Source organism: Megasphaera massiliensis (assembly GCF_000455225.1).
GTDB lineage: Bacteria > Bacillota > Negativicutes > Veillonellales > Megasphaeraceae > Megasphaera > Megasphaera massiliensis.
Window position 1 is genome coordinate 211,079 of sequence record NZ_HF954537.1, and the last position, 15,739, is coordinate 226,817.

Annotated in this window: 12 protein-coding genes; 11 read left to right on the top strand and 1 reads right to left on the bottom strand. The window is 52.2% G+C overall.

Going from position 1 to position 15,739, the window contains the following annotated elements; genetic code table 11:
- The 9 genes from TX77_RS04420 to arsA all read left to right on the top strand — a co-directional run.
- A partial coding sequence (locus TX77_RS04420; RefSeq protein ID WP_044503618.1) for an AI-2E family transporter occupies positions 1-353 on the top strand: 353 nt, incomplete at its 5' end.
- Positions 340-852, top strand: coding sequence for a Fur family transcriptional regulator (locus TX77_RS04425; RefSeq protein ID WP_044503619.1), 513 nt, complete (start codon positions 340-342; stop codon positions 850-852). The genes TX77_RS04420 and TX77_RS04425, both read left to right, overlap by 14 nt.
- Position 853: 1 nt before the next feature.
- Positions 854-1,969, top strand: coding sequence for a radical SAM protein (locus TX77_RS04430; protein ID WP_230198036.1), 1,116 nt, complete (start codon positions 854-856; stop codon positions 1,967-1,969).
- The gene (locus TX77_RS14015) at positions 1,966-2,307 is read left to right on the top strand and encodes a hypothetical protein (protein WP_230198037.1); all 342 of its coding nucleotides are present in this window, start codon (positions 1,966-1,968) and stop codon (positions 2,305-2,307) included. The genes TX77_RS04430 and TX77_RS14015 overlap by 4 nt, the downstream gene beginning before the upstream one ends.
- 1 nt (position 2,308) lies before the next feature.
- The gene (gene hisS, locus TX77_RS04435; RefSeq protein ID WP_044503620.1) at positions 2,309-3,574 is read left to right on the top strand and encodes a histidine--tRNA ligase; all 1,266 of its coding nucleotides are present in this window, start codon (positions 2,309-2,311) and stop codon (positions 3,572-3,574) included.
- A 7-nt stretch (positions 3,575-3,581) separates the two neighbouring features.
- On the top strand, positions 3,582-5,375 hold the full coding sequence (gene aspS / locus TX77_RS04440) for an aspartate--tRNA ligase (protein ID WP_044503621.1): 1,794 nt from the start codon (positions 3,582-3,584) through the stop codon (positions 5,373-5,375).
- A gap of 132 nt (positions 5,376-5,507) precedes the next feature.
- Complete coding sequence (locus TX77_RS04445) at positions 5,508-5,819, top strand: ArsR/SmtB family transcription factor (RefSeq protein WP_044503622.1); 312 nt, start codon at positions 5,508-5,510, stop codon at positions 5,817-5,819.
- A 69-nt stretch (positions 5,820-5,888) separates the two neighbouring features.
- Positions 5,889-6,359, top strand: a complete 471-nt coding sequence (gene arsD, locus TX77_RS04450; RefSeq protein ID WP_044503623.1) for an arsenite efflux transporter metallochaperone ArsD — start codon at positions 5,889-5,891, stop codon at positions 6,357-6,359.
- A 9-nt stretch (positions 6,360-6,368) separates the two neighbouring features.
- A complete protein-coding gene (arsA, locus tag TX77_RS04455; protein ID WP_276525026.1) occupies positions 6,369-8,108 on the top strand; it encodes an arsenical pump-driving ATPase in 1,740 nt (579 codons plus the stop codon).
- A 242-nt stretch (positions 8,109-8,350) separates the two neighbouring features.
- Here the strand turns inward: arsA and TX77_RS04460 are convergent, their stop codons facing one another.
- Positions 8,351-9,862 carry a dihydrolipoyl dehydrogenase family protein gene (locus TX77_RS04460; protein ID WP_044503625.1) on the bottom strand — a complete coding sequence of 504 codons (1,512 nt, stop codon included), beginning with the start codon at positions 9,860-9,862 and terminating at the stop codon, positions 8,351-8,353.
- A gap of 384 nt (positions 9,863-10,246) precedes the next feature.
- Here TX77_RS04460 and TX77_RS04465 point away from each other — a divergent pair, with 384 nt between their 5' ends.
- Together TX77_RS04465 and TX77_RS04470 are read left to right on the top strand one after the other, a co-directional pair.
- Entirely contained in the window at positions 10,247-11,344 is a 1,098-nt protein-coding gene (locus tag TX77_RS04465) for a hypothetical protein (RefSeq protein WP_044503626.1), read from the top strand.
- Between the two features lie 12 nt (positions 11,345-11,356).
- Complete coding sequence (locus TX77_RS04470) at positions 11,357-14,635, top strand: acetate and sugar kinases/Hsc70/actin family protein (RefSeq protein WP_049917288.1); 3,279 nt, start codon at positions 11,357-11,359, stop codon at positions 14,633-14,635.
- Positions 14,636-15,739 lie beyond the last annotated feature (1,104 nt).

Below are 15,739 nucleotides of genomic sequence, written 5' to 3' on the forward strand. Positions count from 1 at the left end.
TCTTGGCGGCCATCACCGAATGGATACCCATCGTCGGGCCGATCGTCGGCGCGGCACCGGCCATCCTCTTGGGGGCGTTAATAGACCTGTCCCTGGCCTTGAAGGTTCTCATCTTCTACGTCGTCATTCAACAGATCGACAGCCACCTCATCATGCCCCAGGTCATGGGTGCCGTTATCAAACTCCATCCCGTGGTCATTGTCATAGCCCTGCTCATCGGCGGGACCCTCTTTGGCATAGCCGGCATGATCCTTACCGTCCCGGTGACGGCAGTTTTACAGATTCTCTGCAAACATCTGTGGTTTTACAATACCTATAGAGAAAAGGCGATGAATAAAAATGGAAACCAATAAAAAAGAAATCATGGATACCATGATGAAACGCATGAAAGACAAGATTAAATTCAAAAAATATAAGATGACGTCTCAGCGTCAGATCATCCTTCGGACCTTCGTCGAAAGCCCGATCCGCCATATGAGCGCCGAAGAAGTCTTTGAACTGGTCAAAAAGAAGGCCCCCGATATCGGTTTGGCGACGGTCTATCGGACCCTTGATTTATTCACTCAGATGGACCTCCTCAAAAAGCTCGACTTCGACGACGGCTGCAGCCGTTACGAATTGAACGACCGCGACAATGAAGGCCATTACCATCACCACCTCATCTGCCTCGGCTGCGGAAAAGTGTGGGAATGCGAAGACGACCTTCTGGAAACGCTGGAAACGATTTTGGAAAAACAGCTTCACTTCCATACCGTCGACCATCAGCTCAAGGTCTACGGCTATTGCGAAGAATGCCAGAAGAAGCGCGACGCCGAAGCAGAAGCCGAAGCGGCTGCGAAAGAAGCAGAATAGGATGTCTGTAAAGACCTATACGTACTGCGGTCCCGAAAGCCTGCATTCCCTCATCGGCCAGGTCATGGCCTCCCTGGGCTATGTCGGCGGTCGGGAAAGCCGCGACGTCGGAGCTGCCATCACCTTAAGGGACGATGGCAGCCATCTTTATGTCGGCTGTACCTTTACGGAGGACGGGCAGTCGTGGTCGTCTGAAATCGGGCTCTTGTCGAAAGACGATCCGCGAAAGCTCGTCAAAGACTGCCTTATTCACTGGCACCAGCGTTTTACCGGTCACGGCCCGGGTCCGTGGGGAACCCTCATCGGCGTGCGGCCGACGAAACTCGTTCACCATCTCTTTGACCAAGGCCTTGATGAAAGGGGTGCCGAAAAGGTGCTGACCGACGACTATGACGTGGCCGATAAGACGGCTAAGGACCTCGTCGCCATGGCAAGTCTCCAGCGTCCCTATGTAACCGACCGCGGCCGGAAGATTGCCCTCTACGTCGGCATCCCGTACTGCCCCAGTCACTGCCTGTACTGCTCCTTTCCGTCACGCCTCATCGGCGGAGAAGGGGAGGATGGCCTTACGGCTTTTCGCGACGCCATGCTGCGCGATTTCGATGACTTGGCAGACCTTTGCCGGGACTACGGCCTCGATGTGACGTCCCTCTACGTCGGCGGCGGAACGCCGACCTGCCTGCCCCCATGGGTTTTGAAGCCCCTCATGGAGCGGTTGGCCCGAAATTTCCCGAGCGTCCGTGAATGGACCGTCGAAGCCGGGCGGCCCGACACGGCTGAAGAAGGGGTCCTTACGATGCTCAAGGACTGCGGTGTCAATCGCATCAGCGTCAATCCCCAGACGATGCAGCAGCACCTCCTCGACGCCTTGGGGCGCCGCCACAGTGTAGACGATATTTATACCATGTATGAGACGTGCCGCAAAGTCGGATTTTCCGTCATCAACATGGATTTTATTGCCGGACTTCCGGGGCAAACCGTAGGGGATATGCAGGAAAATATGGAAATAGTTTGCAAACTGCACCCGGAAAATGTTACAATTCATACGTTAGCATTAAAAAACGGGCACCTCTATTCCATCACGACCTGCGGGAAAAAATTCCGCTGGCTGACGTGACGGGCCGCATGGTCAGCCTTTGTCAGTCTGTTTTGGCAGGCGGAGGCTACGTCCCTTATTATATGTACCGCCAGAAATACATGGCCGCCAGCTTTGCCAATGTCGGCTACGCGCTGCCGGGCACGGTCAGTGCTTATAATATCGAGATGATGGAAGAACGGCAGTCTGTCTTGGCAGCCGGACCGGGCGGGGCGACGAAGTTCCTCGGCCGTGACGGTCATACGCTGGAAAAAGTATATATGCCGAAAGATGTCAATACATACATTCAGGCGCTGGACGACAAAATGGCTCGGCGCCGCCGTTTGTGTGCTATCGTATACGGAGGAGAGGATATTTAAAATGGCTATTACTGCACCGAGAGGTACGCAGGATTTCCTGCCGGAACAGACGGCGGAATGGCAGTGGCTGGAAGCAAGAATCCGGCAGATCTGCTCGCTCTATGGTTTTGGCGAAATCCGTACGCCTATGTTTGAAAGTACCGAATTATTTTTACGGGGTATCGGGGAAACGACAGACGTCGTTACCAAAGAAATGTATACCTTTGAAGACCGCGGCGGCCGCAGCATGACCTTGCGTCCGGAAAATACGGCATCTGTCGTCCGGGCCTTTCTCGAGCACAAGCTCTACGGCGAACCGCAGGTCCATAAATTGTACTATATGGGGCCCATGTTCCGTCATGACCGTCCCCAGGCCGGTCGCTACCGCCAGTTCACCCAGTTCGGTGTCGAAGAAATCGGCTCCAAGGATCCGGCCGTCGATGCAGAAATCATCGCCATGGCCTTCCAGCTCTTCCGGGAACTGGGACTGACGGATCTCGTCCTGCACCTCAATTCCGTAGGCTGCCCGAAGTGCCGTCCCGTTTACCGCCAGAAACTGCTCGATTTCTTCGCCGATAAGAAGGATCAGCTCTGCGACGACTGCAATTCGCGGTTGGAAAAGAATCCGCTCCGCGTCCTCGACTGCAAAGAAGACGGCGAAAAGATGATGAAAATGGGCGTGCCTTTGATTACGGATAATCTCTGCGACGAATGTAAGGAACACTTCCACAAAGTCCAGGAATATCTGACGGCCATCGGCATTCCCTTTACCCTCGACCCGCGCCTGGTCCGCGGCCTCGACTACTATACCAATACGGCCTTTGAAATCATGTACGCTCCCTTGGGCGCACAGAGCACGGTCTGCGGCGGCGGCCGCTACGACGGCCTCATCGAAGAAGTGGGCGGTCCGTCAACGCCGGGCATCGGCTTTGCCATCGGCATGGAACGCTTGCTCCTGACCTTAAAGGAACAAGGCCTCATGCCGCCGATGGATGCCAAAAAGCCGGTATTCATCGTCGCCCTCGGCGATGCGGCCAAGACCAAGGCCTTTGAACTCCAGCAGGCCCTGCGCCAAAAAGGTTTCTATGCTGAAATCGACCTCTTGGGCCGCAGCATGAAAGGCCAGATGAAGTCGGCCAATAAACTGAATGCCGATTACACGGTCATCATCGGTGACGATGAATTGGCCAACGGCGCCGCCATGGTCCGCGATATGGCCAGCAAAGAACAAGTCAGCGTTCCCCTTGATGGGATTGTTGCATATATGGAAACACACAAGAAGGGATGATTTACTCATGGATACAATGGAAGGTTTACACCGCTCCCACTACTGCGCTGAAGTAAGCGAAGCGGATAAGGGCAAAGAAGTCGTCTTGACCGGCTGGGTTGAACGCCGCCGCGACCACGGCGGATTGATTTTCATCGACCTCCGCGACCGCACGGGCATCGTACAGGTCGTCGCTTCTCCGGACTACGAACAGGCTTCTTTCGATAAGGCAGAACAGGTCCGCACGGAATACGTTCTCGTCGTCCGCGGCGTCGTCCGCATGCGTGACGCCGATACGGTCAACCCCAAGATGAAGACCGGCACGATCGAAATCCGCTGCGAAGAACTGCGCATCCTCAACTCGTCGAAGACGCCGCCGTTCTATATTGAAGACAACATCGACGTCGACGAAAAGATTCGCCTGAAATACCGCTACCTCGACCTTCGCCGTCCGGAAATGCAGAACAACCTCATCATGCGCCATAAAGTAAAGCATGCCATGCGCACCTTCTTGAACGGCCACGGCTTCATCGATATCGAAACGCCGGAACTGTGCAAGAGCACGCCTGAAGGCGCTCGTGACTACCTCGTACCGAGCCGCGTCAACGAAGGCAAGTTCTACGCACTGCCCCAGTCGCCGCAGATCTTCAAACAGCTGCTCATGATCTCCGGCATGGACCGTTACTACCAGATCGCCCGCTGCTTCCGCGACGAAGACCTGCGTGCCGACCGTCAGCCGGAATTCACCCAGCTCGACATGGAAATGTCCTTCATGGATCAGGAAGAAATCCTGACCTTGGTTGAAGAAATGGTACACTACATCTTCAAAGAAACCCTGGGTCACGACGTCAAGCTCCCGATTCACCGCATGACTTGGGATTACGCCATGGAAAACTACGGCTCCGACAAACCGGACCTGCGCTTCGACATGAAATTTACCGACGTAACGGAACTCGTCAAAGACACGGACTTCAAAGTCTTCCGCAGCGTCATCGATAACGGCGGCCAGGTTAAAGCCATCAACGTCAAAGGCGACGCCGATATTCCACGCCGCGAACTGGACGGCCTCGTCGAATACGTCAGCCATTACGGTGCAAAAGGTCTCGCTTGGATCGGCTTCCTCGAAGACGGCACCCTGAAATCGCAGATCAAGAAATTCTTCGGCGAAGACAAACTCCTTGAAATCGGTAAAGCCTGCGGCGCTGAAAAGGGCGACTTAGTCCTCATGATCGCCGACAAACCGAAGGTCGTTGCAGCCGCTCTCGGCGAACTGCGTAAAGAAATGGCTCGCCGCATGAATCTCATCGACGAAAACCAATTCGCCTTCACTTGGGTCGTCGACTTCCCGATGTTTGAATACAGCGAAGAAGAAAAGCGCTACGTCGCTATGCACCATCCGTTCACGGCCATGCGCGACGAAGATATGGATAAACTCGAAACCGACCCGGGTCACGTCTATGCCAAGGCCTATGACCTCGTACTCAACGGCATCGAACTCGGCGGCGGCTCCCTGCGTATCTACCAACCCGACGTCCAGCAGCGCGTCTTTAAAGCCATCGGCCTGACGCCGGAAGAAGCAGAACAGAAATTCGGCTTCCTCCTCCGTGCTTTCGAATACGGTGCACCGCCCCATGGCGGCCTGGCATTCGGTTTGGACCGCATGATCATGCTCATGCTCAAACGCAAGTCCATCCGTGACGTCATCGCCTTCCCGAAGACGCAGAACGCTATCGACCCCATGAGCGAAGCTCCGTCGACGGTTGCATTGAAACAGCTGCATGAACTTCATATTCAGGTTGAAGAAGACTTAGTCAGCAAATAAGTTTGTACCATAAAACAAAAGAGAGGCTGTCCTTACGGATGGCTTCTTTTTTTGTATATAGATTGACAAATATCAATGTGAGAATTATACTGTTCATAGATTGATACATATCAATATGAAAGGGAGAGGGTCATGGAAGAAAAGGAAGTGATTCGCGTATTGAAAGCCTTAGGGGATGAAAAGCGCCTTCGCATTTTGTCGCTCTTGCGCCAGGGTGAACGCTGTGCCTGCGTCCTCTTAGAAGACCTGAATCTGTCGCAGCCGACCTTATCGCACCATATGAAGATTCTCTGCGATGCCAATCTCGTCACCGGCCGCAGAGAGGGGAAGTGGGTCTATTATTCCCTGAATGCCCGCCAAGGGGAAGCCCTGCAGCAGATGATCGGCGATTTGATGAACCCTTCCGGTGACGCGGCTCCCGATGACAGGGACTGCTGCTGCTGAAGTCGGCCGTTTTTCGGCCTTATATATTGATAGATGTAAATGTATAAATTTATTGAGGAGGCTTTTATCATGAAACAGATGGAAATTTTTGAACAAGCGATGTGCTGCCCGACCGGTCTCTGCGGCCCGTCTATTGATCCGGAACTATTACGCCTGTCGGCCGTGCTTGAAACCTTGAAGGGGAAGGGCATCGTCGTCGGCCGCTATAACTTGTCGAACGATCCTATGAAATTCGTTCAGACCAAGGCCGTCACCGATTTTCTTCAGAATCACGGTCCGGAAGAACTGCCCTTGGTCCTCGTCGACGGCGCCGTTCAATTTTCCGGCCGCTATCCGACGAATGAGGAATTCGCCGATATTCTCGGCTTTGATGTCGCCTTGTTAAATGATGCTGCCGATGCCTGCCAGGATACGTCCTGTGCTGACGGCGGCGATTCGTCAGCCTGCGGCTGCGGAGACGATACCGGTTCTTGCTGCGGCGATGATACGAGCAGCGATACTTCCTCCTGCTGCTGTGGTGACGGCAGTTCCTGCTGCTAAGGGGGAATGATGATGACCTTATATAATCCTTTAGAGGTTGTCCGTACGAAATACCTCTTTTTGACCGGGAAGGGAGGCGTCGGCAAGACATCCGTTGCCTGTGCGACGGCAGTTGCCTTAGCTGATGCCGGGCGTAAGGTGCTGCTCATCAGTACCGATCCGGCGTCGAATCTGCAGGACGTCTTTTCCATGGAGCTGAGTGATGAGGATACGCCCATTCCGGAAGCCGCCAATCTGTTCGTTGCCAACTTAGACCCCATTCAGGCGGCAGCCGCCTATCGGGAGAGCGTCGTCGGTCCGTATCGCGGTCTCTTACCGGAAGCGGCCCTGCGCAATATGGAAGAGCAGTTGTCCGGCTCTTGTACCGTCGAAATTGCCGCCTTCAATGAATTTACTCGCTTCCTGACCGATGGCGAGATCAGTAAAGATTATGATCACATCATCTTCGATACGGCGCCGACCGGTCATACCCTGCGGATGCTGCAGCTGCCGTCGGCGTGGAGCCAATTCATTCAAAAGAGCAAGCACGGCGCGTCCTGCCTGGGGCAGCTGGCCGGCTTGGAGTCGAAAAAAGAAGTATATAAAAAAGCCGTGGAAACCTTGGCTGATGAGACAGCGACGACGATGCTCCTCGTAGCCAGACCGGACCTGCTGCCTCTAAAAGAAGCCGGTCGAGCCTCGGCAGAATTGGCGGCCCTGGGCATTTCAAATCAAGTTATCGTCATCAACGGCAAGCTCACGGCTTGGGACGATGACCTTACCCGCAGCCTCTATGAAAAGCAGGAGTCGGCATTGAAATCCATTCCGGAACTGCTCCCGGCCCTGCCGATTTTTGAAATCCCCCTGCGTTCGTACAACGTGACCGGTCTCGACCATGTACGGGCCCTGCTCAAGGGAGAACTGGCCGAAGGGGAAAGAGGAACTGACGAGATGAAACCGGTCAGCCCTCTTTCGTCGGTCATCGATGACTTAGAGCAAAAGGGCCGTAAGATCATCTTTACCATGGGCAAGGGCGGCGTCGGCAAGACGACCGTTGCGGCGGCCATTGCCATGGAACTGGCTCGGCGCGGCCACCGCGTCCATCTGACGACGACCGATCCGGCAGCCCATGTAGATGACATCGTCGAACAGACGGCAGGCCTGACCATAAGCCGCATCGATGAAGGCGCCGCTTTGCAGCAGTATAGGAGGGCCGTGTTGGACGAAGCCAAGGGCAATGGCCTGGGAACTGCGGACCTGGCCTATATCGAAGAAGACTTGCGCTCGCCTTGTACCCAGGAAATCGCCGTCTTCCATGCCTTTGCCGACATCGTCGATCAGGCTGATGACCAAATCGTCGTCATCGATACGGCGCCGACCGGTCATACCCTGTTGCTCTTGGAATCGACGGAAAACTATGATAAGGAAATCCGCCGGACTCGCGGCGTGACGCCGCCGTCGGTACAGCATTTACTGCCGCGCCTTAAGAGCGACGATACGGAAGTGGTCATCGTCACCCTGCCGGAAGCGACGCCGGTCTACGAAGCTCAGCGCCTCGAAGCGGACTTGAAACGGACGGAACTTCACTGCCATTGGTGGGTCATTAACAAGGCTTTTTGCCGGGCCGGGACGACGAGTCCTTTGCTCCAGGCTAAAGCCAATCAGGAAATTCCCTGGATCAATACCGTTCATGACCATACGAAGGGCCATGCGGCCTTGATTCCTTGGAAATCGGCTGAAGTGCGCGGCTCTATGTTAGAAACCTTATAAGCAAGCAGACATATCCCGAATCATGAAGCAGCGGGATACATCCTTTTTTCAGCAATAGTCTGTGATATAGGCATTTTGGGACATCTTTATGACTTGTTGCTGACGTCGGTATCTTAAGCGAAGGAAGGGCTGCTGACCTTGTTTCTGTGGTGACGAAGTAAGCTTGAGTTTAGACATAAAAAAGGGACGCTATGAAAAATTTCATAGCGTCCCTTTTTCGTATGCTGTTATATGGGGAGGAGTTACTTGCCTTCGTAATAGTAGCGGGTCCACATGACGACTTCCGAGAGAGACGGGTGAGGCGTCATGGTTTCGCTGAAGGTGTAGACCGATTTCGGCGTCAGGGTCCGCGTCAAGGGCAGGGCCCGCAGTTTCTTAGCCGTTTCTGAAGCGATGTCTTCGTGGACGGGCTGAAGGGTGTGTTCGCCGCTCATGAGGTTGTTGATGAAAGGCTGAATGAGGATCGAGGCTTCGGGGCCGATGATGTGGGCGCCGAGGATGAATTTCGTCTTTTTGTCGACGACCAATTTTATGAAGCCGTCGTCATCTTGTCCCGGTTCAAAGCCCATGGCGTAGCCCTTGGCCGAAGCCGAGTAGTGGTTGATGGCCGTTTCGACGTCGTAGCCTTTTTTCTTGGCGTTTTCTTCGCTCAGGCCGACTTGGGCCACTTCAGGATAGGTGTAGGTGACGGCCGGGATGATGTCGTAGCTGGCCCAGCGCCAGTTTTCCGGTTCATTGCCCGAGAAGAGGTTGTGGGCAATGATTTCGGCTTCGTAATTGGCTTTGTGGCGGAAGGGGGCCATGCCGTTGATGTCGCCGAGGGCCCAGATGCCGTCAGCCGTCGTTTCCAGGAACTCATTGGTTTCGATGTAGCCGCGTTTATCGAGGCGGACGTCGGTGTTTTCGAGGTGGAGGAGATCCGTCGTCGGCTTGATGCCGGGTGCGACGAGTATTTCTTCGGCAGCCACTTCGGCTTCTTCACCGCTGTCGATATCGCGGATCTTGAGAACTTTGAGGCCGTCGCGGACGGTGACGCTTACCGTATCTTGCTTTAAGCGGACGTCCATGCCGTAGCGGCGGAACTGTTTGAGGATGAAGGCCGAAATGGCTTCGTCTTCTTTCGGCAGCAGGCGGGCGTTGTGCTGGACGATGGTGATCTTCGTGCCGGCTGCGTCAAAGACATGGGCAAATTCACAGCCAATGGGGCCGCCGCCGATGATGATCAGGCTCTTATAAGGCTTCTTGGGGAAGGATTCACCGAAGAAGGATTCCGACGTCAGATAGCCGACGTCTTCGAGACCCTCGATGCGGGGGATGTTGGTCCGGCCGCCGGTGGCGATGAAAATCTTGTCGCCCTGGATTTTTGCGTCCGTGCCGTCGTTTAAGGTGACGTCCAAGGTGTGGTTGTCGACGAAGGCTGCCGTACCGTTGTAGGTGTCGACGTTGGGGAACTTATCGTAGTAGCCCTGGATGGATTTACTTTCATCGATTTTTTCCCAGAGTCTTTTGGCTAAAATATCCCAGTCGAGGCGGGCATTGTCGGCAAAGACGCCGATGCGGCCGCCTTCGCGGATTTCACGGATGCGGCTGGCTGCCGTGACCATGACCTTAGTCGGGATGCAGCCGCGATTCAGGCAGGTGCCGCCGAAACTGCCCCGTTCGATAATGGCAACGGACAGCCCTTGGGTAATGGCGGCGTCGGCAATGATGTTGGCCGACCCGGTCCCAATGAGGATGACATCATATTTTTTCATGAGCAAGACTCCTTTACTTTTCAGCTTTATATTAAATACAACCTTTTTCGTATAGTATAAGCGAAAGGCCTTGTTTTGACAAGTGCTGAAGCCCCTTGTTTCGTCATGATGGAGAAGGAGAAAAGAAGGTTTGAAAATGAGTGATTTTATGGGATAAAACCAATGGCTATGACATAATCTGTCCATACTATATGGTAGACTATAATCAGCGACAAGACTATCGTGTTGCAAAGAATTCGTGAATTTGTAATATTTGTCGAAAATAACAAAGGCCTTTCTTGTACTCTTTTTTTATTCATGGTAACATAATACTATGTATGACGATATGGCATAGTTGTTGTGACTTATGAGTTCATGACATCATTATATAGTGGAGGTATAGATATGGGACTAGGATTTGATAGAGATGACCTTGTGAAATTACTGAAGGAAGATGAAGAAATCCGCAGTCTGATTTGTCAGATTGCCGTAGGACCGTCAGCGGAAGCGGAAGCTCACGAAGCTCCGGAAACACCGGAAGCGATGGAAGCGCCGGCAGCACCGAAGGAAGCGGTCTATATTTCGAAAAAAGAGGAACCTTCTTCTAAGAAACAGGAACTTCGACAAAAATTGGAAGAGGCTCGAAAAGATAGAGACCTTTGGAAACAAGCGGCACAGCAGGCCGCGGCGGAAAAGGACGACGCTGTTCTTGAGCGAGACCGGGCAATCAATGAACGGGATGCCGCCGTGTATGAACGAAATCAGGCTGTTCAGGAACGGGATGAAATGTTAGACAACATGAACCGGGCTGTCCGCGAAAAAGAACAAGCCTTTCGTGCTATAGAAGAATCTGACCGGCTGCGGAATCAAGCCGTCCGCGCAATGGAGGAATCGAATCATAAGGTAGAAGAAGCGCGGCGTATCGTTTCTAAACTTCAGGCTGAAATCACCTTTTTGCAGGAACGACTGGACGAGGCCAAGGGCAGTATCAGCTCCCTTACGGCAGATTTGGATCGGACTCGGGAAGAACGGGAAGATTTAAAAGATGATTTGCAGCAGGCCGAGCAGGAATTGGCTCAACGCTTTGTCCAAGGTTGGCAGCTCTATGAAGCCTACCAAGAGGTGGACGACTATTTTAAAGACCTCTTGGACGGTGTCTTAGCCCGTCCCGGCTTTGAGGCCTTCATCGTCGGCCTGTCTCAGGAAAGGACCCTGCAGACCCTGTGGGACGTGACCCGGGAAGCGGTAATGATGAGTCGTGACGAGGCTGCCGGGGAAACCCTTTGGAATCTGTTCCGCTACAGTTTGGACTTGGTCAACCGGAGCCGGTCGGAAGATCTCTACGCCGTCGAAGACGTGGAAGTCGGCGATTCCTACGACATTGACAAACATATCCTGACCGGCGGCAGTCGGAATCAAGGCTGCCTGTCCAAGGTATTCTTGCCCGGCTATCGGAATGTACGTACAGGCAAGATCATTTGCAAAAGCCAGGTAAAGATATAAAGGAGGCCCTCCATGGACGTATCGAATCAAGAAACGACTACGGCAGAAAAACTGTCTGACCAAAGGCCGACTCAACTCAGCGAAGTCTACGTGAGTCAACGCAATGAAAGCCACGTGGATCAACAGAAGCTCGAAAACTCTTTTATGGAAGAGGAGCGCTCTCAAGGGGAGGTTATCGAAAAGAAAATCGACGTCGTATTCCAAGCCTGCCGGAAATTGATCGACAAGCGCTTTGTCAAGATGAAGAATAAAAGGGTTTGGTATGACCGCGATACGGCGGCCCTCTATCCCCAACATGATAAGGTGGATATTCCTGTTTGTGAAATGATGTTACGAGATGGTAAATTACAGATTTATGAAGGGGTTAAGGATTTTGATTACCGGTCTAAGACATTGACTGTTGACGGCATCTACTTTGTTCTGGCTTCTTATATAGAAGGAAAGAAAACATTTCGACAAGGGAATGGCAATCCCTATCTTGATCGTAATGGACGTATCTCGAACTATCCTTCGAATCATGGATATACAGATAGAATTTATTTTATAACCAATGATTATTATTGTGGTCGCGCCTATGATATGCGCTATTATGCTACGGATGGTAGTGCGTGGAAGGGCAACTATGCAGGCAGACCTGTATTCATGGTCATGATTTCCTGTTTGGACGGCAGGGACAGCAATGGCTTGAATCCGGCCAAGACGGTGCTGGCATGGCTAGAAAAAGGCCTCGTACCGGAAGGACTTAGTGGGGAAGAAGAAGAACTCTATAAGCAGTTTTTGGAAACCTATCAAAAAATCAATATCTACCTTGAGGGGAATTCCAAGGGGGACCGAATTTCTTTCTACCGGGAGACATTTATGGAGGACGTTCGCCACGGCCGCTTTCAACAAGATGCCTTTCCATGGCAGTTTGAAGTACCTGCAGAAGAACTTAAATCCGAACAAGACCAGCATAAGATTGATTTGCTTTCGCTGCGGAAGAATCTTCTGGAATGCGACTACCGGCGGGCCAATTTAGAACCCTATGCCGACAGTACTCTGTCTGACATCAATAAGGGCCACTGGGAACTCTTTGAAGCTCCGGAAGCAGATGCGATGGCTATCCCTATTCCGCCGGATCAAGTCTGGACGGCTCGGCCGCCCCAGCTCGACGTCGTGGCCAACGGAATCTGTGCCATCGACTTTGGGACCAAGAGTTCTGTCGTCGTCTGCCGCAGCGAAGGCGGGACACGCCTTCTGCGCATCGGCACCGGTGACTTTACCAAGGCCGTCGAACAGAAAGACTACGAAAATCCGACAGTCGTCGAACTGCGCGACTTAGAAAGTTTCGAAAATGCTTATCGCAGTCGGAACGGCCGGCCCTTTACGGCTTGGGAAGACGTGACCGTCGCCCATCAGGCCGAACAGGCCCTGCTTCAGCAGGATGTGGACAGTTCCGTCTATTACGCCGTCTTCAGCGAATTAAAACAGTGGGCCCATGAAAAAGACCGTCGACTGCTGCTCAAAGACCGCAAGGGCAAGGTATGGAAGCTCAACCCCTACTTGGAAATGGACGACGAAGCCCTTGATCCCATCGAAATCTACGCCTATTATCTGGGTCTCTACATCAACAACATGCGTCACGGCATCTACTTGGACTACATCCTGTCCTTCCCGGTCAACTACGACCTGGCTGTCCGCACCAAATTGCTCCAAAGCTTCGAGAAAGGCCTGAAAAAATCCCTGCCGCCGGCCATCTTGGACGACGAAAATTGCATGCGGCGCTTCCGCGTCTATGCCGGGGCCAGCGAACCGGCAGCCTATGCGGCGGCAGCCCTCCAGGCCTATGGACTGGAACCGGCTGAACAGGGAGAGATGACGGCCTACGGCGTCTTTGACTTTGGTGGCGGTACGACGGATTTTGACTTCGGCATCGAAAAGAAATCGGCCAATCCGCGGCGTCATAAGTTCGAACTCCATCAATTCGGCCGCGGCGGCGACCCCTATTTAGGCGGCGAAAACCTGCTCAATGTCCTAGCTTTCGAAGTCTTCTGCGCCAACTTGGACTTTATGCGCGACAATGCTATTCCCATCGCCCTGCCTCATGGCTGCACGGCTCCGGCAGGGACGGAAACCCTCATCTTAGCTGAGCGGGAAGCGACGCAGATTTCCTTTATGAACCGCAAATGTTTAGCCGAAGCTATGCGGCCCATTTGGGAAGAACGAACGGAAGAAATCAAGGCTTGGCAAGATAAGGAGTGGACGCTGCTGCTGTTTACGGACGGTAACAAAACGGCAGGACGGAGAGACAAGCAAAACAGTGACGATGAGGGCCAACAGAGGGAACGAGAAGAAAATCAAAATAGGGTCAAAGTCAAACTCACCGTCGACATCGATCGCTTAAAAGACGTCATCCGCCGTCTCATTTCTCGCGGTGTCACCAACTTCTTTGAAGCCTGGAAGACGGCCTTTAAACATCAGACCGAAGAGCCGGATACCCTCCATATCTTATTGGCCGGCAATTCCTGCCGTTCGCCTATCGTCAAAGAACTCTTTGAGACCCAGATTGCTGAGGAATCCCGGAAAATTTCGAGTCATGCCGGCGGCAAAGACGCCAAGGGGATACTGGTTCTCCATATGCCTTTGGGGATGGAAGCAGAAATGCCGGAGGAAGCGAATCCGGAAATACCAGATAAAGGTGCAGCAGATGAACATGATGTAGATGCTGTTGAAGCGATGATGGGAGAAAAAGCAATAGAAGAAGCCGTAGTCGAAGCGGTAGCGGACGCTGTCCAAGCTCTGAGAAAAGAAAAAGCAACAGAAATTGCAATTGAAGACCGAGGGAAACTCGATCAGAAGTTGACCGGTAAGACCGGCGTCGCCTTTGGCCTCCTGCGCAGTCGTAAGGGCGGCAAGGACATCAAAATCATCAATGACAACGTCGATGACAGCGGCGAAGCTCTGTTCCCGTACTTCTTAGGTGATATCGATACGGACGGGTATTTCTGCGTGCGCATTGGAAAAGCCGTGCCTTATCAGAACTGGGCGGAGTTCTGCTATGCCGATGAAGAAGATTTTGAAATCTATTACACGGCAGAGCCTCAGGCCTTGGAAGGACAGCTGCCGCAGGATGCCGTAAAATACGTCAACTGCCGCATCGATGCCGCCGACGTATCCGACGACGATAACCACATGATCTTCCTGCGAAAAGTGGCTCCCGACGCCATCGAATACGCTGTCGGCACCAAGGATGCATCGGGGAAGAAGGTCACCATTGAAGAAAGCCGTGCAATCCGTCAAACCCTGCGCTGAAGCTTGTCGTCCGGAGGCAGAACAGAAATTCTGCCTACACCCGGATGGCCTTGCATCGAAGCTTAAAACTATTAAGGAAAAGAGGGATTATGCCTATGGATTTATCAGATAAAAGAGAAATGGCAGTGAGTAACTTATCCACTAAGCGGCCGACCCAACTCAGCAAAATTTACATGCGCAAAGGTGACTTTGAAGACTCCTTTATAAAAGACCTCCGCATCCAGTGTGACGATATCGAAAAAAACTTAGACATCGTGCTTCCGGCTTGCCGGAGATTAATTGACAAACGTTTTGTCAGGATGAGGAATAAACGGGTCTGGTATGACCGCGACACGGCTGCACTCTATCCTAAAAACTATCTGTTGCCCTATTGTGAAATGAAGTTGTATAATGGTAAATTACACCTCTATGAAGGTGTTGAGGACTTTGATTACCAATCACAGGTATTGACCGTCGATGGCATTGAGTTTGTCCTAGCTTCACCTGAAGAAGGGGTGAAAACATTCCATATTGGAAATGGAAACCCCTATCTTGATGAATTTGGGAATATTGCTCATTATCCGACGAATCCCGCCCCTTTTAATAAGGCGTTTTTTATAACTGATGACTATGCGTATGACAGCACTTATATGCGTTTTTATTGCACAGGAAGTAGAAATCATCGTATCAACTATAATTCAAATCAATCTATGTTCATGATTATGATTTCCCGTTTAGACGGCAAAAATAGCTTGGGGTTAAATCCTGTTAAAACTTTATTGGCTTGGTTGCAGAAAGGGCTCATGCCAGAAGGCCTTCAAAAGGAAGAGCGATTAGTATATAATAAGCTTTTATCATCCTATCAAAACTTTAAAACCTATCTCGATTATAGAGGTGATCATATTTCTTTTCGAAGGGAAGCATTTATAGACGATGTTTGTTACGGATATTTTCAAAAAGAAACTTCTCAATGTAACGTTGATTTGTCAAGAACTATAGTGGGAGTTAGCTCTGGTTCGGAGCAAACAATAAGAACTCTCTTATTGTTGAGCAAAAGTCTGCTAGAATGCGATTACCGGCGGGCAAATTTAGAACCCTATGCTTACAGCGTCCTTTCAGACATTA